We start from the raw sequence: 21492 nt of genomic DNA, 5'->3' as shown, positions 1-21492 counted from the left end.
TATTCAATGTATTTTGGGGAACAAATATAGTAAAAAACGATTTTAATCAAGTTCATACTGGTTATTAAAGTAGTTAAGATAAGTTAAAATATTTTTGTCTTTGTAAAATGTTATAAAGTTCTCTGTAGAGATAAAAAAATATTGATAGTTTTTTCCATTTAACTCAGTCAATTCATCTTGATTAAGTTTAAATGTTTTTAAGTAATCTATAGCGTCTTTTTCATTTTCTAATTCTTTAACAGTAATAATTTGATTTAATCCGTTTAGAAAGATACTATTTACATTTAATGTTTTTGTGCTAAAATATTTTGTATTAAAGTTTGAAATATTGATTTTGTAATTATTTGTTTTTTTATCGCTAGAAGGGATAACCGCAACGAAAGTATATTTGTCTTCAGCATTATAATTATATACTATTCCACTGCTATTAGGCTCTTCAACAATGTTAATTCCTTTTTTAATTAAGTTTAAAATGTTTTGAGATTCAGTAGCTTCATCAGTTCCAGGGTACTGGTCAATTATGTTTTGTAGAACAACTTTAAAAGTATCGATAGGGCTAGTGTGGCCTATTGATAATGCCGCTATAAAGTCAAATTTCTCTTTGATATGGTTATCAGCAAAAATTGCTTTGGCTTTCTCACATCGGGTTAAAACTGTGCTATATTTTCCATCTTTATAATATTCATATACAATGCTGTAGTAATTGTCAACACGTTTTCTATTTTCCCTTGTTACTTTGTTGTAGGTTGGGTCTTGAATTATTTGGGCATATTCACTTTCAGGATAGTTATTTAAAATTAAGTTACGGTATTTCTCTTTCATCACATCGTCATTAATCAAAAGACTAATACGATATAAATTATACCATGTTGGAAGTCTGTATCTGCAGGTGTCATATCGTTCTAAAAGTGTTTCAAAAGCTTTTGTTGCGAGAGGATAATCAGTAAAGTCTTCACGATAAATATTTCCTTGAGCATATAGTGCTTCAATAATTTGGTTGTGAGAAGCATTCATTTTTTTCTCATCTAATGGTAAAAATTTAAGGTAATATTCGCTTGTTAATTTCGGGTTTTCGGGAATACTATCATTGCTTAAAGAATCGGTTGAAGTAGAAAAATCTTCATCAAACGAAATGGTAGTTTGTTTATTTATTCTTCTCCAATTGTCTTCAAGTTTTCTATCTCCCCAATTTTTCTTAAAATCAGCAAAACCAAAACCTAGTGTTGTTTGATTATAGAAATACCATTTCCCGTTTGACTGAGTGTTTATAGAGTTTGTATTGCTTAAATCAAAATCATTTCCAGCGTATTGAGCCATTAATGCTTGTTCTGCTTCAAAGTCTTTTTCTTTTTGTATTAATTCATCTATTACCTGATTACGATATCCCTCGTCATTTGCCATTCTTTGCAAACTATCTTGAGTTTCAACAATCTTTATTTTTTCAACTAAGTTGCTTAATGCTTTACTTCTTGCAAAAATGTTATCATAGTTCTTATATGTTTCAGGTAAAACGGCAATACAGCTATCATAATAAGCTTGAGCTGGAACGTAAAGTGGTTTGTCGAAATACAATTCTCCTAAACGTAAATAAGCTAAAGCTTTTTGTTTTGGATTGTTAACACTACTGGCGGCTGATTTTTGAAGGTATTCAATACCAAGGGGTTCATTTCCTTCTTTAAAAGCAATATCTGCTAATGCGTAATAAATTTGATCTAAAAATTCTTTATTCTTAGCATCTTTTAACATTTTGTTCAGCATTTTTTTGATGTCATTATTGTCTTCTCCGCCAACATCAAAAGAAAGTGCTCTGCTAATTTGAGCGTTAAACATCATGTCATATCTTGGGCGAAGTTTTATCACTTTTGTAAAAACTTCTGAAGCTTTAGCGTATTCTTTCTTTTTTAACCAAAGTTGAGCTAAAACATAGTTAAATCGTCTTTTATCAATTCTTTTTTTCGTTGTTTTTAATGCTTCTTCAAGTTTTGCTATAGCGTCATCATATTGATGTTTTCGAATTAAATAATCAGCATATAATGCATTATATTCACTATTGTATTTTTCAGGAGGAGCTTTTCCTCCTTCCATTAATTTTAAATATGATTCAGCTTTGTTCATTTCGTTTAACTCCATATGACAACGAGCTAACCAAATTAATGCAGCATTTTTCTCTGGTTTTTTGTTATAAGCTTTAGCTAAATATTCAAAAATTTCAATAGCAACATAGTGCTCATATTTATAAAATCGAGCTTTTCCCATGAGGGTGTAACTGTCATCTATCCATCTATTGTGTTCTTCTTTTTTTACATAAATAGAATGTCTGTCAATTACTTCAGATGTCTTCTCAATTATCTTATCCATATCTGGATAAAGATTTTTTGATTTGTCTTCGCTAGGGTAAATAAATAAGGGTAGAATTTCAGAATAATCGTCTTGATGTTCTTCTCTTAGAGCTAAATCATTTGCTTTCATTATCTCTTTTGCGTTGAAATAACCATTATACCTTGCAGTGGTATTATGGAAAGCTCTTCGAGTAAAAGAATTTTTTTTAGTAGAACATCCAACTAAAAGTAGGGCAGAAAAAGCAATTATGATATGTGATTTTAACTTCAAAACCTTTAATAAAGGGGTATTAACTGAATAAATTCTGTTTTAGTATAAATTTAATTCGCTAAAGTACTTATTTACTTCATATTTTTTTAAATCAATGTTATTAGATTGTGTATGACTTTTTATGATTAAAGTAATAGGTATATTTGTGTTATTAATATCGTTATGGAGAACAGGATTAAAAAGAAGAAAAAACTTCAGAAGTTAAAGCATAAGTATCGTTTAGTGATATTGAATGATGATACTTTTGAAGAAAAGATTTCAGTACGTCTTTCCCAATTAAATGTATTTTCTATAGTTGGTTTTGGCTCTTTATTATTAGTTGTGTTGGTTATTATTATAATAGCTTTTACTCCATTACGTGAATTTATTCCCGGCTATACTGATGTAAATATCCGCCGTCAAGGAATTAAAAATTCATTAAAAGTAGATTCTCTAGAAACTGCAGTAAAACAAAAAGAACAATACATAGAAAATATTAATAAAATAATTCAAGGAGAATTAATACAGTTTAGCGATTCAATTGTAGTTGACACAACAGTAAACTATAAAAATATATCAAATCATCCAATTGAAGAAGATTCATTGCTTAGGGTGATGATAGAAACAGAAGAAAAGTATAATTTATTCAAATCTGCTGGACGAACGCCAAGTGATATTAGTAATTTCATATTTTTCACCCCTATAAAAGGAATTATTACAGATGAGTTTAATCCAAAAGAAGAGCATTTTGGAGTTGATTTAGTTGCCCCTAAAAATGAAGCAATAAAGGCAACATTGGATGGGACGGTAGTTTTTGCAGAATGGACAGTAGAAACAGGGTATGTGATTCATTTACAACATTCTAATAATTTAATTTCAATCTATAAGCATAATTCTTCGTTACATAAAAAACAAGGAGATAAGGTAAGAGCTGGAGATGTTATAGCTATTGTAGGGAATTCAGGAGAACTATCTACAGGACCACATTTACATTTTGAATTATGGTATAATGGCATTCCTTTAAATCCTCAAGAGTACATTGTGTTTTAAACTATTATTATGATGCAAAAAGCAATTTTTTATTTACTAACAATATTATTTTCAATGAGTTTAACTGCTCAACAAGTTGATTTGCTTTACCACTGGGAGGATACTAGTCTTCCTCCTTCAAGCGCACATAACAACACTTATAATGAAGTGTGGGGTTTTGAGCAAGATGGAAGAGAATACGGTGTAATTGGAAGTACAATGGGAACACATTTCTTTGATGTTACAGATAAAAATAATATTACACCAGTTGATTTTATTCCAGGTAAAATTCAAGGGGGACAAATTATCCATCGTGATTTTCATGATTATAATGGATATTTATACATGGTTTGTGATGAAGGAGCAAGTTCATTGCAAATTGTCGATTTAAGTTATTTACCAGATTCTGTGAGTTTAGTATATGATTCAGACCAATTGTTTGTTCGGTCACATAATATTTTTATTGACTCATTACATGCTAAACTTTATGTATGTAAAGGAGATATAGCGGTATATTCTTTAACTAATCCAACTAATCCAACTTATTTTACAACAATAGATTTACCTTCTCATGCGCATGATATATACGTTAGAGATGATACTGCATATGTAAATGGTGGTCCAGATGGGCTCTTTATATATGATGCTTCTGTTCCTAATCCGCAACCATTAAATACACTTTCTGTATACCCTCAAAAAGGTTACAATCACTCAGGTTGGTTGAGTGAAGACGGTAATACTTATATTTTTGCAGATGAAACCCATGGCAAGCAAATGAAAGTTTTAGATGTTTCTGATATCAATAATTTATCTATTCGCGGAACATTTATGACGATGACTGACCCAAACTCTATTCCACATAATCAAATCATAAAAGGTAATTTTTTATACTCAGCTCAATATTTTGATGGATTTTATATTTATGATATTTCTGATCCAGATAATGTTGTTGAAGTGGGAAATTATGACACATCAACACAACCAGTTAGTCCAACTAAATATGAAGGCGCTTGGGGAGTTTATCCTTTTTTGAAAGATGGGAAGGTTTTAGTAAGCGATATGCAAAATGGACTATACGTTTTTGATGTTTCAGGTATTGTTACTTCGCAGGAAGAATTGACTAATGATAATAACATTTTAATTTATCCAAATCCTACAAACGGTATCTTGCATGTGAAATTTGCCGATCAAGAAACTCATCAGATTAATATTATTGATTGTCAGGGAAGAAACGTATTTAGTCAACTAGTTAGAGATAGTCGCTTAAAAATTGATTTAAACAATTTGCCAAAAGGGATTTATATGGTTAAAATTTCTTCTGATAATGAGACTTTAATACAAAAAGTTATTTTACAATAATCAATCTTCTTTCACATTTTAATGTTAACACTATTAAACGATTCGTGTAGAACGAATGCGTAATCATAATATTTTTGTTAAAAAATAGTTTACTTCAATAAACACTCTAATTATGAAAAACTTAATTCTTGCGCTTATACTTTTTGTTAATGGGAGTTTATTTGCTCAGCTTCATACCTACAATTGGACTAATGGAAATAAAAAAGCAGAAGGTGTTGTAAAAGACGCGTTAGAGCAAGGAAAATGGACTTTTTGGAATAAAGACGGCATCATTCAACAAGAAGTAACTTATAAAGATGGGGTTTTTAATGGTGCTTATGTTAATTATGATGAGCAAGGGAATAAACAAGAAGAAGGAACATTTATAGCAGCAAAAAAAGAAGGTGTTTGCAAAATGTGGTATAGCTCTGGTCAGCTAGAAATGATAGGGTATAACAAGAATGGATTTAACGATAGTTTGTGGACTTTTTATTATGAAGATGGAAAGAAGAAAGAAGAAGGTTATTTTGAAAAGGACAAAAGAATAGGCGATTGGACAACATGGTATCCAAATGAACAAAAAAAAGCTATTCGAAAATTTGAAAATTATGAAGTAAGTTTAGTTAGTTATTGGAATGAAAAAGGAAACCAATTGGTAAAAAATGGGAATGGAAAATTTGTTGAGCTTGACGAAGAAGGAAGAGAGCAATTAAAAGGGAATTATTTAAATGGAAAAAGAACGGGGTTGTGGATAGAATACGATAATAATCATAACAAAGTATCAGAGGGGGATTATGAAAATGGATTAATGAATGGAAAATGGGTTTATTATTACGACAATGGAAATAAACGCTTGGAAGGTATTGCAAAAGATGGCAGCAAAGATAAGTTATGGACTTATTGGTATGCGAATGGGGAAAAACTAAAAGAAGTAACTTATAAGAATGGAAAAGAAGAAGGGACTTATAAAGAGTGGTTTGAATCCGGTAAAATAAGTGTTGAAGGTTATTATTTAGCTGGAGAAAAAGATAATGAATGGATTTATTGGTTGGAAAATGGAAATAAAGATATTGTAGGGAATTTTAAAAGTGGGATAAGAGATGGTTTATGGTCGTTTTACAACCATACTTCTGGAGAAAAAGAATATGAGGGAACTTACAAAGAAGATAAGAAAAATGGGGAATGGACATATTGGTATCCAAATAATAATGTATGGAAGAAAGGAAATTATACCAATAATGTAAAAGATGGAGAATGGAGTTATTGGAGCGAAAACAAGGTTTTAGTAATGCACGGTAATTTTAAAAATGGAAAAGAAGAAGGGCAATGGGAATCTTGGTTTGATAGTGGAGCAAAAAAAGATGTTGGTTTTTTTACTGCAGGTTTAATGAATGGAGCATGGGAAGGATGGTTTGAAAATGGGCAGCAAGACTATAAGGGAGAGTATAAAAATGGATTGAAAAATGGTACTTGGGAACATTGGTATGAAAACGGGCAGCAGGAGTTAATGGAAACCTATTTTGTAAAAGAAGAAGAAGTGAAAAGTTATTTAAGAGAGGGAGATAAGAAATATGCAGAGTTTACAAAAACTAGAGAAATATCAGTGTTGGATGGGCCTCAATTTTCGTGGTACGAGAATGGAAAGCCAAAAGACGAGGGAGCTTATTTAGATAATGTACAAGATGGTAAATGGACTTACTATTATGATAATGGAAACAAGATGTATGAACAAACATTTGTAGATGGTCATCAAGAAGGAAAAGTAACACAGTGGTATGCAATAGGAACTTTAGAAGCTGAAAAAAATTATAAGAACTACCAACCAGATGGTAAATGGGTTTATTATGAGAAGCAAGCTGGAAAAGTGAAAAAAACAGTTTACTTTAAAGAGGGTGTAAAAGTAAAAGAAGAATAGACTGTATTAATTACAAATTAAATTCAAAAGTATAAGTAGTTCCATTGTCAGTTGTTTTAGAAAAGTTTCCGTCTAACTGTTCAGTAAAAGTCTCTATTAGTGATAGTCCAAAATTAGATTTTCTATTATTGTCAATCCAAATACCATTGTCATGGTAAGTCATGTTTAATTGACTCCCCTTATTTGATATGTTTATTTCAATTACTCCGTTTGAGGGGTTTTTTAAACCGTGTTTTAACGAATTTGTAATTAACTCATTTAGAATTAAAGCTAAAGGCACTAATGGTTTTAAATCAAAATTTTCTATCGAAGAATTAATAGTTAAAGTAGGTTTTTTTTGATATGAGAAAGAAGTAATAATGTCATTAGCTAAACTTTCAATATATTCTTTCAAATTAATATTTGCTAAATTTTCAGTATTGTATACCTTTTCATGAACTAAAGCAATTGAACTAATACGAGCAATGGTTTCGTTTAATTTTTCAGAAAGAGGTTCTTCTAACTCACTTTTTTGAAGGCGTAATAAGCTTATAATTACTTGAAGGTTATTTTTAACTCGGTGATGAATTTCTTGTAAAAGTATTTTACGTTCATCACTTTTTTTATTCGCATCTGCCAAGGTTATTTCAAGTTGCTTTTCAATTTCTTTTCGTTTTTCAATTTCCTTTTTTAGTGATTTATTCCAAAGTAGAATTAAAATAAATAAAAGGCAAATAAACGTTAAAGCGTAAATAATATAAGATTTTATTTTGTAGGGATTTATACCATATTCATAACGAACAGAAATCCATTTTTCAATGATTTCATTTTTTTCTTTTATCGATATATTGTCAAATACTTTTTGACAAATACTAATCAATTCAGGCCAATCCTTTCGAGCAGCTAATCCAATATGAGTTTTTTCATAGTCTGTTGGTGCGGCAATTTTTAAGTTGGAATAACCTAAATTTTCAATGTAGTAGCTTGCGACAACTAGATTCCCCACAAATGCTTCTGATTCACCAATACTAACTGAACGGATAGACTCTTCAATACTATTTTTAAAATTGATTTTTATTTTAGGGTAATCTTTACTGATTAATTCTCCCGTATAGTAATTAATAGGTAATGCAATAGTTTTTCCCTGTAAATCATTTAATCCACTAACAAACCCATCATTTTTTCTAGTGACAATAACCATTGGTGAAGAAATGTATGGCTTAGTGAAATTTAAGTATTCTTTACGTTCATCTGTAATTCCGGCACAAATCGTAAAATCAATTGAGCCATTCTTTAACCCTTTAACTGTTTCGTCCCATGTAATGTTAGGAATAGGTTTTATTTCAATGCCTATTTCTCTTTCAAGAATCCTTACATAGTCACCAATTATTCCTGAATATTCTCCATTTTCATAAATTTCGTATGGTGGCCAGCTTGGTTCATATCCAAACTCAATTATTGGATGGTTTTTAATCCATTCTTGTTCTTGATCAGTGAAGGTGATACCTTGAGAAAATAAGGGAGACCATAAAAATAAACAGACAAAAGATAAAATACAGATTTTATTCGAAGATTGTATTTTTTTATGAAAGGATAAAAACATAGTGCAATTTAGTGAATACCAAATTGTTGTCAAAAATTATTTTCTAAATAGAATGAATTAGCTTTATAAGCTCACCTTCTGTTGGGAGTGTAGCATTTTTCACGTCAAAGTCACCAATTTTTGTGCGGCGTAATTCACTTAAATGGCCACCAGAGTTTAAGTGAGTTCCAAAATCTCGAGCGATTGCTCTTATGTAAGTTCCTTTGCTGCAACCTATTTTAAACTTAACATGTAAACCATTTTCATAAGGTTGAGCCACATTAATTTTTGGATTTAACCGAATGTCAATTTGAGTTAGTTTGTCTTTTATCTCTTCTAATGATTGAGAAATGGCAGGAACATCAAAATCATAAATGTTTATGGTATTTGATTTAATGACAACTTCTTCTCCTGCGCGAGCATATTCGTAAGCACGTTTCCCATCTATCTTTTTAGCTGAGTGCATTGGTGCTTCTTGTAGTTGTTCTCCAATAAATGATTGAGCTATAGTTTTAATTTGTTCTTCACTAATGTGTTCTGTTGGATAATCGATATCAGTTTCTTTTTCTAAATCGTAAGAAGCAGTAGTTGCGCCTAAAGTGATAATACCGGTGTACTCTTTTTGTTGAGCTTGAATTTCGTCTATTGTTTTGGTGAATTTTCCAGTACAAATAACCAATAATCCAGTTGCTAATGGATCTAAAGTTCCAGCATGACCAACTTTTAGTTTTTTTAAACCTAGTTCTTTTTTTAGGAGGTATCTTACTTTTCCAACAACATCAAAAGAAGTCCAAGTATATGGTTTGTCAATAAGAATGATTTGACCTTGTTGAAATTTTTCTGCCTGATTTGACATTAAACAAGAGAATAAACAATAGCTATAGCACCTACAATAAAGCAATAAAAAGCAAAGTATTTTAGCTTACTTTTCTTAACCAATTTAATCATCCAAGTGCAGGCTAGAATTCCGGTTACGAATGCGGCAATAAATCCTACACCATAATTTACCATTGATCCACCAATCGTTTCAAAAGCTCCATCTAAAATGTCTTTTGCCATTTTACCTAAAATAAGAGGAACAACCATTAAAAAAGAAAAGCGTGCTGCTTTTTCTCTGTCAATCCCTAATAAAACGGTGGTTGAAATAGTTGCCCCTGAGCGTGATATTCCGGGAAGAATAGCAATTGCTTGAGAAATACCAATAATAATTGCTTGAATAGCACCTACTTTTTTGTCTGTATTTTTTGCTTTATCGGCAAATATTAAAAGGATAGCAGTAAGAATAAGCATAGAGCCAACTAATAAAACTTTACCTCCAAAAAAGGCTTCAATTTCGTCATTAAATAAAACTCCCACAATAGCTGCAGGAATCATAGAAAGAACAATGTTTGAAGAAAACTTAAACTCTTCATTGTTTTTAAATTGAAAAAGTCCTTTCACTATCTCAACAATATCTTTTCTAAAAACAACGATAGTGCTTAATGCAGTTGCTCCATGCAAAACAACGGTCATTAGCATGCTTTCTTCTGGAAGGGAATTATCGCCTAAAATTACTTTGGCTAATTCTAAATGGCCACTACTACTTACAGGTAAAAATTCAGTTAGGCCTTGTATTATTCCTAAAATAATAGCTTCAAAAATCGACATAGAAGGAAAGTGAAATTAGTCTTTAACTTTTTTCATGATTCCCCAACCAACTATTGCTAAACCGACAATAATCATAATTGGAGAAATATACATTCTTCTAAAACTAAAAAGCTCTTCGCTAAATACTGCAGGGTCGTCAGAACCACCACCAGACATTAAGATGTAGCCTAAAATTGCTAAAACTGTTCCAGCTGCAACTAGTATGTAGTTTTCTTTGCCAAAAGCAAAATCTTTATTTGATTCGTCGCTCATAATTTTTGTTTTAATATAAATTTCCTGAGTCCATTCTTAGATACTTACGTACGGCTAAGTTAGTAGAAATCCATGATAATATTATTCCTAAAATAACCATCACTAAAAATAAAGCTCCATAAAGTTCAATGTTTTTAAAGTCGATTAATTCGGGCATTTGTTTTTGTAAATAATATAAAAAAGTAACAATTAAACCAATGGCTAAAAACGCACTTGCAATTCCATTGCCAATACCTGCCAATACAAATGGGCGGCGAATAAATGAATGTTTAGCTCCAACCAATTGCATGGTTTTAATTACAAATCGTTTAGAATAAATGGATAAACGAATGGTGTTGTTGATTAAAGCTACTGCTATAATTAAAAGTAAGCCACTAAAACCAAGTAGGTAAAAACTAATTTTCTTTACGTTTTCGTTAATTAAACTCACTAAATCTTTTTGGTAAAACACTTCTTTAATTTTTGCATTTTGTAATAATGAGGCTTCAATTACAGTTAGGCTATCCGTATTTGCATAATCAGCATTCAATTTCACATCAATAGACGGTAAAAGCGGATTAAAACCTAAAAAGTCGATAAAATCTTCACCTAATTCTTTTTGTAATTGAGCCGCAGCCGTATCGGGATGAATATAATGAGTTGTTTTTACAAACGATTCAGCATCTAACGATTTTTGAATTTGATTGATATCAACATCTTTTATTCCATCTTTTAAAATAATTGAGAAGCCAATATTTTCTTTTACATGATTAGAAATTTGTTGAGCATTTAAAATAATTAGCCCCAAAATTCCCAACATAAATAAAACCAAAGAAATACTGATAATGGTAGTTAAGTAGTTTGTTCTCAACCTTCGCGCTGTATGTTTGTCGTTACTTGCCATTAATTTTTAATCCTATTTTGATGTTGCCAATAGAGTGCTAAACTAACACTAAACTGACTGATTAGCAATTTAATTGTTCAAAATTACTCTTAAATATTGTTAATTTCGCTGCTTATTTTAAGACTTATTAACGATGCAATATCAATATAACGAGATAGAAAAGAACTGGCAAAAGTATTGGGCAGAAAACAAAACTTTTGCAGCAGAAGACAATAGTGTAAAACCTAAATTTTATGTGTTAGACATGTTTCCTTACCCTTCGGGAGCAGGGTTGCACGTTGGTCATCCACTAGGTTATATTGCTTCAGATGTTTATGCTCGTTACAAAAGATTGTGTGGTTTTAATGTGTTGCATCCAATGGGATACGATTCGTTTGGTTTGCCTGCCGAACAGTATGCGATACAAACTGGACAGCATCCAGCAATTACTACAAAAACAAATATTGAAGGAGGAACAGACAAGGATGGAAATGTAATTCCCGGATATAGAAATCAATTGGATAAAATTGGATTTTCGTTTGATTGGGACAGAGAAGTAAGAACTTCGGATCCTAATTATTACAAATGGACACAATGGATTTTTAAGCAATTGTTCAACTCTTGGTATAATAAAGATGCCGATAAAGCAGAGAAAATAGAAACATTAATTGAGAAATTCAAAACTGAAGGAAATGGTAATGTAAATGCTGTTGCTGATGATGTTGAGGTGTTTTCTGCAGCAGATTGGAACAGTTGGAGCGAAGAAGAACAACAGCAACTATTATTGAATTACCGTATTGCTTATTTGTCTGACACATGGGTAAACTGGTGCCCAGCTCTTGGAACTGTTTTAGCAAACGATGAAATTAAAGATGGTGTTTCAGAAAGAGGAGGACATCCTGTTGAGCAAAAATTAATGCGCCAATGGAGTATGCGAATTACTGCTTACGCAGAGCGTTTACTTTCTGGTTTAGAAGGCTTAGATTGGACAGATTCTATTAAAGATATTCAACGAAACTGGATTGGAAAAAGCCAAGGAGCTGCAGTACATTTTGATGTGGATGAGCATGATGAAAAAATAGAAGTTTTTACCACTCGACCTGATACCATTTTTGGAGTTTCGTTTATGGTTTTGGCACCAGAGCACGAATTGGTAGCGAAAATTACAACTCCGGAGCAAAAAGAAAAGATAGAAGCTTATCAAAAAGCTGCTTCATTAAAATCGGAAAGAGACAGAATGAGTGATGTAAAAACCATTTCTGGTGAATTTACAGGGGCTTATGCTGTTCATCCTTTTACAGGAGATAAAGTACAAGTTTGGATTGGCGATTATGTGTTGGCAGGCTACGGAACAGGAGCAGTAATGGCAGTGCCATGTGGAGATCAACGTGATTGGGATTTTGCTAAACATTTTAATATTGAAATTAAAAACATTTTTAAAGATAAAGACATTAGCGAAGCAGCTTATGCTGAGAAAGATGCGGTGATTGCTAGCTCTGATTTTTTAAATGATTTACCCGTAAAAAAAGCCACTAAATTGGCAATTTACGAAATTGAACAAAGAGGATTTGGAAAAGGAAAAACCCAATACAAATTAAGAAACGCAGTTTTTTCTCGTCAGCGTTATTGGGGAGAACCATTTCCGGTTTATTATAAAGGAGATGTGCCTTATTTGTTGGATAATGATGAGGTAGTTGAGTTGCCCGAAGTAGATAAATATTTGCCAACCGAAGATGGAGAACCACCTTTGGCAAGAGCAACAAAAGATGCTTGGAATGTAACTTGCCCAGGCGACAGAATGGAATACAACACTATGCCAGGTTGGGCAGGAAGTAGCTGGTACTTTTTACGTTACATGGACCCAACAAATGATAATGAGTTTGTTGCCAAAGAAAAAGTAGATTATTGGAAAAATGTGGATTTATACATTGGTGGAGCAGAACATGCAACAGGGCACTTGTTGTATTCGCGTTTTTGGACAAAATTTCTATACGATTTAGGTTATATCCCATTTGAAGAACCTTTCCAAAAAATGATAAACCAAGGAATGATTCAAGGAAATTCGGCTTTGGTGTATAAAGATAAAGAGTCTGGAAAATTTTTATCAAAAGGTAAAAAAGAAGGGTTAAGTACAACTTATGTCCATACTGATATCAACTTTTTAGAAGGAGATAAATTAGATTTAGACAAATTTAGAAGCTGGAGAGAAGAATATAAAAACGCTGAATTTATAACAGAAGATAACGGAGATTTTATTGTTGGAAGAGAGGTCGATAAAATGTCGAAATCGAAATACAATGTTCAAACGCCAGATGACTTAGTAGAAAAATATGGTGCTGATACTTTACGTTGTTACGAAATGTTTTTGGGTCCATTAGAACAAGCAAAACCTTGGGATACACAAGGAATTACTGGTGTAAATGGTTTCTTAAAAAAACTATGGCGTTTGGTTCACGATGATAATGGTTTTAACATTAGTGATGAAGAACCAACAAAAGAAGAATTGAAAAGCTTACATAAAACCATTAAAAAAGTAAAAGAAGATATAGAGCGTTTTTCGTTTAACACACCAGTTTCTACTTTTATGATTTGTGTAAATGAATTAACTGCCTTAAAGTGTAACAAACGAGCAATAATTAGCGATTTGTGTATTATACTTTCGCCTTATGCACCTCACATTGCAGAAGAATTGTGGGCTAAATTGGGCAATACAGAAAGTATTTCAACGGCCGTTTTCCCAAAACATAACGAGGAATACTTGGTAGAAAGCAATCATAAATACCCCGTATCGTTTAATGGTAAAATGCGTTTTATGTTAGAGTTGCCAGCCAACATGAGTAAAAACGATGTTGAAGCAGCAGTAATGGCAAATGCACAAACGGCTAAATACTTAGATGGAAAAACCCCTAAAAAGGTAATTGTGGTGCCTAACAAGATTGTGAATTTTGTTGTTTAATTATATAAAAATTCAAAAAAAGCCTCACAGAAATGTGAGGCTTTTTTTCTATTTCAAATTTTCGAAACCGAAAAAATTGTTTTATCTATGCAAAAAATACTTGTTATGAAGAAATTACTTTTTATTCTTTTGTCTTTATTTGCATTTACAATTAATGCTCAAAAAGCAGTTGATTTTAATGGAAACAATTGGGTTCAAACAGACCCTATTGTATCACTAAATGATTTTACTATCGAATTTGATGTCAGAATCGAAGGTTCTGGTACAGGATCAAATTATCAAAGATTTTTAAGCACATTTAATAATGGAATGTCTATTGCTGTAGATCCTCTAAGTGGTAATAATATCAGAATTTATTCAGCGGACTTCTTACCAAGCTGGACAAATACTTCTACAAGTTTAATTTTTAACACGTGGTACCATATGGCTTGGGTAAAACAAGGCACTCAAATTTTGTTGTATATTGATGGAACACAAGTGTGGGCTACAGGATGTACAGGATCTCCATTGAATGCATCTGCATGGTATTTAGGTGCGAATCAGAACAATTTTTCAGAAAATGCAAATTGTTCTATTGATAATTTTAGAATATGGAATGATGTTAGAACACCAACAGAAATTTCTGACAACTATCAAACATGTATTTCTGCTGCAGAAGCAAATTTGATAGTAATGTACGATTTTGAAGAAGGTTCTGGTACTACAACTTCAGATATAGCAACTACAGATGGTTCTCAAAATGGAACATTAGTAAATTCGCCTCAATGGTCTTTAGAAGGATTTAGTTGTAATAAAACAAGAACTCTTGCTGCAGGTGATATTGCAATTATTGGAATTAATTCTGATAATTTTTCAGCAAGTGTTAAAGATGATTTTACTTTTATTACCCTAAGCGATATACCAGAAGGAGAAGTTGTATACTTTACAGCTGATGGATGGGGTGGTAGTTCATGGGCTGCTTCGAACGGAGGAGGACATTATTCCTGGACGGCTCCTGCCGGAGGGGCAGGCTGTGGTACTGTGGTTCATGTTTACATGACAGCAACTTTAAATACATTGGCGTCATCAACAGGTACGATTACCGGTCCTTATTCCGGACTTCCATCTACTAATTATTTACAATTTAACAATGGTGATCAGATATTGATGTATCAAGCCTCATCGGCTGGAGATATGAATCCGACTTTTATCACAGCAATTACCTCTAGTAGTGATAATACCAATTATAATGCTTCTACTTCATGGAATAATACCGATAATAATGCATCAGGATATTCGGTATTGCCTTCTGGGTTAACAAATGGAGTAAACTGTGTTTCATTATATCCAAACCCTTCAACAACTAATTCTGGGTTAGACAATTCAAAATATACAGGAACTTTAACTGGAACATCAACAGCATTGAGAGCTGCAATAAATGATTATACAAATTGGTCAGGTAATGATGCTACTCCTTATGATATTTCACCTGGAGTTTTTTCACCAAGTGTTACTTGTCTAATTCCTCCAGTTTTAGTAACATCAATAGCAGTACAAGGGCAAGGAGGAGCAACGAATGTTCTATCGGGTAGTAGTTTACAAATGTTAGCTACAGTATTACCTGCAAATGCTACTGATGGAAGCGTAACTTGGTCAGTAACAAATGGGACAGGGACAGCAACGATTAATCCATCAACAGGAATGTTAACAGGAGGGAGTCCTGGAACGGTTACTGTATTTGCGACATCAAACGATGGCTCTGGAATACAAGGATCCACAGTCATTACAGTTGACCCAGTTTTAGTAACATCAATGGGAGTACAAGGGCAAGGAGGAGCATCGAATGTTCTATCGGGTAGTAGTTTACAAATGTTAGCTACAGTATTACCTGCAAATGCTACTGATGGAAGCGTAACTTGGTCAGTAACAAATGGGACAGGGACAGCAACGATTAATCCATCAACAGGAATGTTAACAGGAGGGAGTCCTGGAACGGTTACTGTATTTGCGACATCAAACGATGGCTCTGGAATACAAGGATCCACAGTCATTACAGTTGACCCAGTTTTAGTAACATCAATGGGAGTACAAGGGCAAGGAGGAGCATCGAATGTTCTATCGGGTAGTAGTTTACAAATGTTAGCTACAGTATTACCTGCAAATGCTACTGATGGAAGCGTAACTTGGTCAGTAACAAATGGGACAGGGACAGCAACGATTAATCCATCAACAGGAATGTTAACAGGAGGGAGTCCTGGAACGGTTACTGTATTTGCGACATCAAACGATGGCTCTGGAATACAAGGATCCACAGTCATTACAGTTGACCCAGTTTTAGTAACATCAATGGGAGTACAAGGGCAAGGAGGAGCAACGAATGTTCTATCGGGTAGTAGTTTACAAATGTTAGCTACAGTATTACCTGCAAATGCTACTGATGGAAGCGTGACATGGTCAGTAACAAATGGGACAGGGACAGCAACGATTAATCCATCAACAGGAATGTTAACAGGAGGGAGTCCTGGAACGGTTACTGTATTTGCGACATCAAACGATGGCTCTGGAATACAAGGATCAACAGTCATTACTGTTAACACATTAGCTAATTTGGTTATTTCAGAAATAATGTACAATGGTCCAGAAGCGGGTACAGATACTACAGAATTCATTGAAATTTATAACAATGATGTTGCAGCAGTAGATTTAACTAACTATAGTTTGGTAGGAGGAAATTATACTTTCCCAAGTGTAACTTTAAATCCTGGAGAGTTTTATGTTGTAGCTATAAATTCAGTAGCTTTTAATAATGTATTTGGATTTATACCTGATGGAGTGTTTACTGGAGGATTATCTAATGGGGGCGAGTTCGTTACCCTAAAAGATGCATTAGGAAATTTAGTGGATTCAGTAAATTATGATGACGCTTCACCATGGCCTTCAGGAGTAGCTGCTGGGGAGCCAGACGGCGGAGGTTCTTCTATTGTTTTATGTGATGTAAATTCAGATAATAACGATGGAGTTAACTGGAATGCAAGTGTTGCAGGTACAGGAGTAATCATTAATTCTTTTGAAGTAAAAGCTAGTCCTGGAGTAGAAAATTTCTGTTGTTCTATGGATGTAACACCACCTACAATAACTTGTGCAGATACTGATACCTTATATGCAGGAGCAGGAGGTTGTGGAGTAGCAAGTTCATTTGTAAATGTATATTATATTCCACTATCTCAAATGACTTTTGATGGTACTGGAGGTCCTGGTTGTAACCCATCATTAGATGTTTACAGTTGTGGCTCAGATATGACATTTACTTGGACAAGTTTAGAAACAGCTTCTCCTTTAAGTGTTGATATAGAGTTTTATCAAAGTTATTATAATGAAGGAGCTAACTCGCCAACAACATTTAATGGTACGCCAAATAATGACTATATAACTGCTGATTTTAGTTGTGTAAATAATATTATCAACTATTCTTTAAATCCAACAGGTTATATAGTAGGGGGTTCAAATACTTTAACGATATCTCCTTCAACTGACTGTATTGTTTTGGATGAGAATCCAGATTTATCATGGGATCCAAACAGTTATGCAAAAGTTACCGTTGTTTATGGTGGAGGAAGTGTTTTAACTATGCCTGTTGTAACTGATAATTGTACTGTTGATACTGTATATAATGATGCTCCATCAATTTTGCCAGTTGGTACAACAAATGTAACATGGACTGCAATGGATGCAAATGGGAATAGTAATACATGTATGCAACAAGTTGTAGTAATAGATACTATTGCTCCAATGATTACTTGTCCTACAGATATTACTTTAGCTGCAGACAATGGAACTTGTGGTTTTGATGTAAGTACTTCATTTGAGAATGTTTATTATATTTCATTGGCAGATATTAGTTCAGATGGTGTTAATGGCCCAGATTGTAATGGAACAGGAAACGATGCTTATAGTTGTGATAGTGTTGAACTTTCAATCTCATGGAACAGTCTTGAAACAATAAACCCTTCAAATGTTCAAGTTGAATTTTATCAAAGCTATTATGATGTAGGGGGAATTTCATCTACAACATTTAATAGCATCCCTAATAATGATTACGTTAGTACAGATGGAATGTGTTCTAATCAAGTTGTAAATTATAATTTAGACCCTTCAGGATATGCTGTTGGAGGTTCAAATACATTAACAATTATCCCAACAATAAATTGTATAGTTCTAGATGAAAATCCAGACCCAAGTTGGGCGCCACAATCTTATGCTAAAGTAACAGTGTCTTATGGTATTGGAGCGGCTTCAGCAGCTGATAACTGTGCAATAGATACAATTTATAATGATGCTCCATCTGTATTGCCAGTTGGAACAACAACTGTAACATGGACTGCAACGGATGTAAACGGAAATAGTAGTACATGTGATCAACAAGTAACAATTGAGGATTTAGAAGCACCAACAGCAGTATGTCAAAACATCAATGCTTATATAGATGGTTCTGGTAATGCAACTATAGTTGCCTCTGATTTAGATGGTGGATCAACTGATAATTGTTCAGGGATAACATTTGGAGCAAGTTTAACAACCTTTACATGTAGTGATTTAGGTCCAAATAATGTTACGTTAACAGTAACCGATGGAAACGGTAATATTGATACTTGTGTTTCAGTAGTTACTGTAATGGATACTATTGCCCCAACTATTTCATGCCCTTCAGATATTATTGCATGTGTAGGAGATGTTGTAAACTTTACTGCTCCAGCAGGAGCTGACAACTGTTCTCAAACGGTTGCTCAAACTGATGCTACGGGATTAGCGAGTGGAATGGTTTTCCCAACAGGTGTAACTACTATTGAATACACTAGCACAGATGGAAGTGGAAATACTGCGGTATGTTCATTTAATGTAACAGTATCTACTATTGATATTAGTGTAACTAATACATCTCCAACATTATCAGCTAATCAAACTGGAGCAAGTTACCAATGGTTAGATTGTGACAATGGAAATGCAATTATACCAACAGAAATAGGACAAACATTTACGGCAACAGTAAATGGTAATTATGCTGTTGAAATTACAGTTGGTAGTTGTGTAGATACATCAGCTTGTGAAAACATAACAGGAGTAGGAATAAAAGAAGCAGCAACTAATGTCGTTTCAATTTACCCTAACCCAACAAATGGATTGTTTACAATTAGCTTAGCGAATACAAGCCAAGCTGTTAGTTATACCATAACAACACTTGAAGGGCGAATAGTTGAGCAAGCAAATAATGTTACGGCAAACAACATAGAAGTTGATTTAACAAATGAGAGTAAAGGAATTTACTTCTTGGTTGTTAAAGAAAATAACACGAGTAAAACTTATAAGGTTATTAAACAATAAGTTTAATTAATATAAAAAAAGCCTCACAGAAATGTGGGGCTTTTTTATTTATATATTTTTTTTTATGTTTGTAACTTATTAATTAATAATTAGATATGAATATGAATGTGAGAATAGTTGTTTTTTTAGTGTTAATTATTTTTATAGGATGTTCTAAAGATAGTAGTAGCCCCAGTCCAGTTGCTACAACACCAACAACTTTACCTCCAACTGGAGGCGGAAATGGAGGAGGCACAACAGCAACAGTAAATTTCTCATATGAAAGAGATGGAGTTTTAATTGAGCATACTACTGAAGATGGATCTTATGGACAAAACCATAATGAACCAACCAATAAGTATATTGAGTCAAGCTCTTCTAAAGATTCAATTCATAATGGATTGACAGTTGGGTTTGCAAAAATTGAAATTAATGTTTGGAACTTACAGATGGATGAAATCACGTTAAATCAAGAATATGCTTTTGCTGACCAAGTAGGTTCTGCTCCCTATGCTATTATCTCATATTACAAGAATAATGTTGGAGGAGTTACTAGTAGTTATATAACCGATAGTGGTTCTTCAGGATTTGTAAAAATCACCGATATCAATTTTACAGATAAAACTTTTAGTGGAGTTTATGAAGGAGTTTTATGGGAAGAACCTGAGTATGGAACAGGTTATCTAATAATTGAAAATGGTTCTTTTACAGATGTTAGGTTTACTAATTTAAATTAAGAAACGGAATGAGCAAAACAATTCACTATTCAAATGATAATATCACAATAGTTTGGAATCCAGAAATTTGTTCTCATTCAGCAAAATGTGTAAAACAATTACCAAGAGTATACAACCCGAAAGAACGACCTTGGTTAAAAATTGAAAATGCTACCACTGATGAATTGAAAAAACAAATAGCAACATGCCCTTCAGGAGCATTAAGTTATATCGAGAAATAAAAAAAAGCTAAGCTTTTGCTTTTCTTAAAGCTTCAATAGCTTTAAAAGTAGGAATTAATGCTTTAAATTCAGAATTGTTGGATGAATTGCCACTTTCACAAATTTGTAAAAAGCTTTCTAATTCATTAAAGTATCCAGCAGAATATAATTGATTATGCTCCTTTACGGGTAAAAAACTATTTTGTTGGTATAAAGTAGTAGATTGTGGAGTAAATCCTTTTACTTTTTCTAAAGGAATATTCATCATTACAGTTGGAGAGCTATTAAAAACTAGCTTAGAAGTATTATCTGTAATGTACTCACCTTTTGGAGTAGTAACGGTTAAAATATCTTGAGCTTCTGTCCATGAATGAGAAGTAGAAAATTCTATAGTGCCACAAATTCCATTTTGATGTTGAACTTGAGCTAAGTAAACAATTGTCCCTTTACCTTTTACCACTTTTATGTTTTCTACGCTACCATCTCCAAATAAATAAAAAAGCGCATCTAAGGGATGAATAAATAAATCAAGTAGTTCATCTCCTTCTGGATAACCTCCAGTTTTATATTTTAATGTATAATAACTAGCATTAGTTACTTTTTTAGCAAGAATGTTAAATAAAGGAGCATATCTTCTTTGTAAACCAGTTAAAGCTGTAGCAGATGATGTTTTTTCTGCAGCAATTAATTCGTTTAGTTCATTTTGTGATGAACATGGTGGTTTTTCAATAAATAAGTTTTTGTTAGCTGCTAAAATTTGTTTAGCCAAACTAAAGTGTGCTGATGGATGAGCAGAAACAAAAACTCCTTTAATTTCATTGTCTTTTAAGACTTCGCCTAAGTTACTTGTAGCAATAACATTATTGAAATTATTCTCAACAAGTTGTTTGGTGTCTTCACTTCTTACAACAATATATTTTAAATCTACATTTAAGTAATTAAGAACAGGATATAGATTATTAATAGAATGATTACCGATTCCTACAAAAGCATATTTGCCTTTGAATTTCTTCTCGAGCATTCCTTTTTTTCTAATCTTTTTATATCGTTCTATTATTCCATTCATTCA

At 32.8% G+C, this 21492-nt stretch carries 14 protein-coding genes; 7 read left to right on the top strand and 7 right to left on the bottom strand.

Features of this window, described 5'->3' with window-relative positions; genetic code table 11:
• Positions 1-42: 42 nt before the first annotated feature.
• Complete coding sequence (gene porW, locus FRY74_RS11090; RefSeq protein WP_147101590.1) at positions 43-2610, bottom strand: type IX secretion system periplasmic lipoprotein PorW/SprE; 2568 nt, start codon at positions 2608-2610, stop codon at positions 43-45.
• A gap of 162 nt (positions 2611-2772) precedes the next feature.
• Between porW and FRY74_RS11085 the strand changes: the two genes are divergently transcribed.
• The 3 genes from FRY74_RS11085 (at position 2773) to FRY74_RS11075 (ending at position 6871) form a co-directional block, all read left to right on the top strand.
• On the top strand, positions 2773-3639 hold the full coding sequence (locus FRY74_RS11085; RefSeq protein ID WP_147101588.1) for a M23 family metallopeptidase: 867 nt from the start codon (positions 2773-2775) through the stop codon (positions 3637-3639).
• Between the two features lie 12 nt (positions 3640-3651).
• A complete protein-coding gene (locus FRY74_RS11080) occupies positions 3652-4977 on the top strand; it encodes a choice-of-anchor B family protein (RefSeq protein ID WP_170228017.1) in 1326 nt (441 codons plus the stop codon).
• A 112-nt stretch (positions 4978-5089) separates the two neighbouring features.
• A complete protein-coding gene (locus FRY74_RS11075) occupies positions 5090-6871 on the top strand; it encodes a toxin-antitoxin system YwqK family antitoxin (RefSeq protein WP_147101581.1) in 1782 nt (593 codons plus the stop codon).
• Between the two features lie 10 nt (positions 6872-6881).
• On the opposite strand, the gene FRY74_RS11070 is transcribed toward FRY74_RS11075, so the two are convergent.
• The 5 genes from FRY74_RS11070 to FRY74_RS11050 are packed head-to-tail and all read right to left on the bottom strand — an operon-like array spanning position 6882 to position 11214.
• Positions 6882-8453, bottom strand: a complete 1572-nt coding sequence (locus FRY74_RS11070; RefSeq protein ID WP_147101578.1) for a transporter substrate-binding domain-containing protein — start codon at positions 8451-8453, stop codon at positions 6882-6884.
• Positions 8454-8496: 43 nt separating this feature from the next.
• The gene (gene truB, locus FRY74_RS11065; RefSeq protein ID WP_147101574.1) at positions 8497-9288 is read right to left on the bottom strand and encodes a tRNA pseudouridine(55) synthase TruB; all 792 of its coding nucleotides are present in this window, start codon (positions 9286-9288) and stop codon (positions 8497-8499) included.
• Positions 9288-10079 (bottom strand): undecaprenyl-diphosphate phosphatase, encoded by a 792-nt coding sequence (locus FRY74_RS11060; RefSeq protein ID WP_147101571.1) that lies wholly within the window; start codon positions 10077-10079, stop codon positions 9288-9290. The genes truB and FRY74_RS11060 overlap by 1 nt, the downstream gene beginning before the upstream one ends.
• Before the next feature lie 15 nt (positions 10080-10094).
• Positions 10095-10331 carry a DUF3098 domain-containing protein gene (locus FRY74_RS11055; protein WP_147101570.1) on the bottom strand — a complete coding sequence of 79 codons (237 nt, stop codon included), beginning with the start codon at positions 10329-10331 and terminating at the stop codon, positions 10095-10097.
• Positions 10332-10341: 10 nt separating this feature from the next.
• Positions 10342-11214, bottom strand: a complete 873-nt coding sequence (locus tag FRY74_RS11050) for a cell division protein FtsX (RefSeq protein ID WP_147101567.1) — start codon at positions 11212-11214, stop codon at positions 10342-10344.
• Positions 11215-11347: 133 nt separating this feature from the next.
• Here FRY74_RS11050 and leuS point away from each other — a divergent pair, with 133 nt between their 5' ends.
• The 4 genes from leuS to FRY74_RS11030 all read left to right on the top strand — a co-directional run bounded on the left by leuS (position 11348) and on the right by FRY74_RS11030 (position 20444).
• Positions 11348-14149 carry a leucine--tRNA ligase gene (leuS, locus tag FRY74_RS11045; protein WP_147101565.1) on the top strand — a complete coding sequence of 934 codons (2802 nt, stop codon included), beginning with the start codon at positions 11348-11350 and terminating at the stop codon, positions 14147-14149.
• A 105-nt stretch (positions 14150-14254) separates the two neighbouring features.
• Complete coding sequence (locus FRY74_RS11040; protein ID WP_170228016.1) at positions 14255-19507, top strand: Ig-like domain-containing protein; 5253 nt, start codon at positions 14255-14257, stop codon at positions 19505-19507.
• Positions 19508-19602: 95 nt separating this feature from the next.
• On the top strand, positions 19603-20223 hold the full coding sequence (locus FRY74_RS11035) for a hypothetical protein (protein WP_147101560.1): 621 nt from the start codon (positions 19603-19605) through the stop codon (positions 20221-20223).
• Positions 20224-20231: 8 nt separating this feature from the next.
• Positions 20232-20444 (top strand): (4Fe-4S)-binding protein, encoded by a 213-nt coding sequence (locus FRY74_RS11030; RefSeq protein ID WP_147101557.1) that lies wholly within the window; start codon positions 20232-20234, stop codon positions 20442-20444.
• Between the two features lie 7 nt (positions 20445-20451).
• On the opposite strand, the gene FRY74_RS11025 is transcribed toward FRY74_RS11030, so the two are convergent.
• Positions 20452-21489, bottom strand: coding sequence for a Gfo/Idh/MocA family protein (locus FRY74_RS11025; protein WP_147101554.1), 1038 nt, complete (start codon positions 21487-21489; stop codon positions 20452-20454).
• Between the last annotated feature and the right edge of the window lie 3 nt (positions 21490-21492).

Origin of the sequence: Vicingus serpentipes (genome assembly GCF_007993035.1) — a bacterium.
Classification (GTDB): Bacteria; Bacteroidota; Bacteroidia; order Flavobacteriales_E; family Vicingaceae; genus Vicingus; species Vicingus serpentipes.
Note: the sequence above shows the minus strand (reverse complement) of the source record. Positions and strands in the feature narration are given on the sequence as shown.

Coding starts and splice junctions, on each gene's coding strand:
- FRY74_RS11030 (WP_147101557.1), top strand. CDS start 20,232: ATGAGCAAAACAATTCACTATTCAAATGATAATATCACAATAGTTTGG.
- FRY74_RS11060 (WP_147101571.1), bottom strand. CDS start 10,079: ATGTCGATTTTTGAAGCTATTATTTTAGGAATAATACAAGGCCTAACT.
- FRY74_RS11050 (WP_147101567.1), bottom strand. CDS start 11,214: ATGGCAAGTAACGACAAACATACAGCGCGAAGGTTGAGAACAAACTAC.
- leuS (WP_147101565.1), top strand. CDS start 11,348: ATGCAATATCAATATAACGAGATAGAAAAGAACTGGCAAAAGTATTGG.
- FRY74_RS11085 (WP_147101588.1), top strand. CDS start 2,773: ATGGAGAACAGGATTAAAAAGAAGAAAAAACTTCAGAAGTTAAAGCAT.
- FRY74_RS11075 (WP_147101581.1), top strand. CDS start 5,090: ATGAAAAACTTAATTCTTGCGCTTATACTTTTTGTTAATGGGAGTTTA.
- FRY74_RS11035 (WP_147101560.1), top strand. CDS start 19,603: ATGAATATGAATGTGAGAATAGTTGTTTTTTTAGTGTTAATTATTTTT.
- FRY74_RS11055 (WP_147101570.1), bottom strand. CDS start 10,331: ATGAGCGACGAATCAAATAAAGATTTTGCTTTTGGCAAAGAAAACTAC.
- FRY74_RS11080 (WP_170228017.1), top strand. CDS start 3,652: ATGCAAAAAGCAATTTTTTATTTACTAACAATATTATTTTCAATGAGT.
- FRY74_RS11070 (WP_147101578.1), bottom strand. CDS start 8,453: ATGTTTTTATCCTTTCATAAAAAAATACAATCTTCGAATAAAATCTGT.
- FRY74_RS11040 (WP_170228016.1), top strand. CDS start 14,255: ATGAAGAAATTACTTTTTATTCTTTTGTCTTTATTTGCATTTACAATT.
- FRY74_RS11025 (WP_147101554.1), bottom strand. CDS start 21,489: ATGAATGGAATAATAGAACGATATAAAAAGATTAGAAAAAAAGGAATG.
- truB (WP_147101574.1), bottom strand. CDS start 9,288: ATGTCAAATCAGGCAGAAAAATTTCAACAAGGTCAAATCATTCTTATT.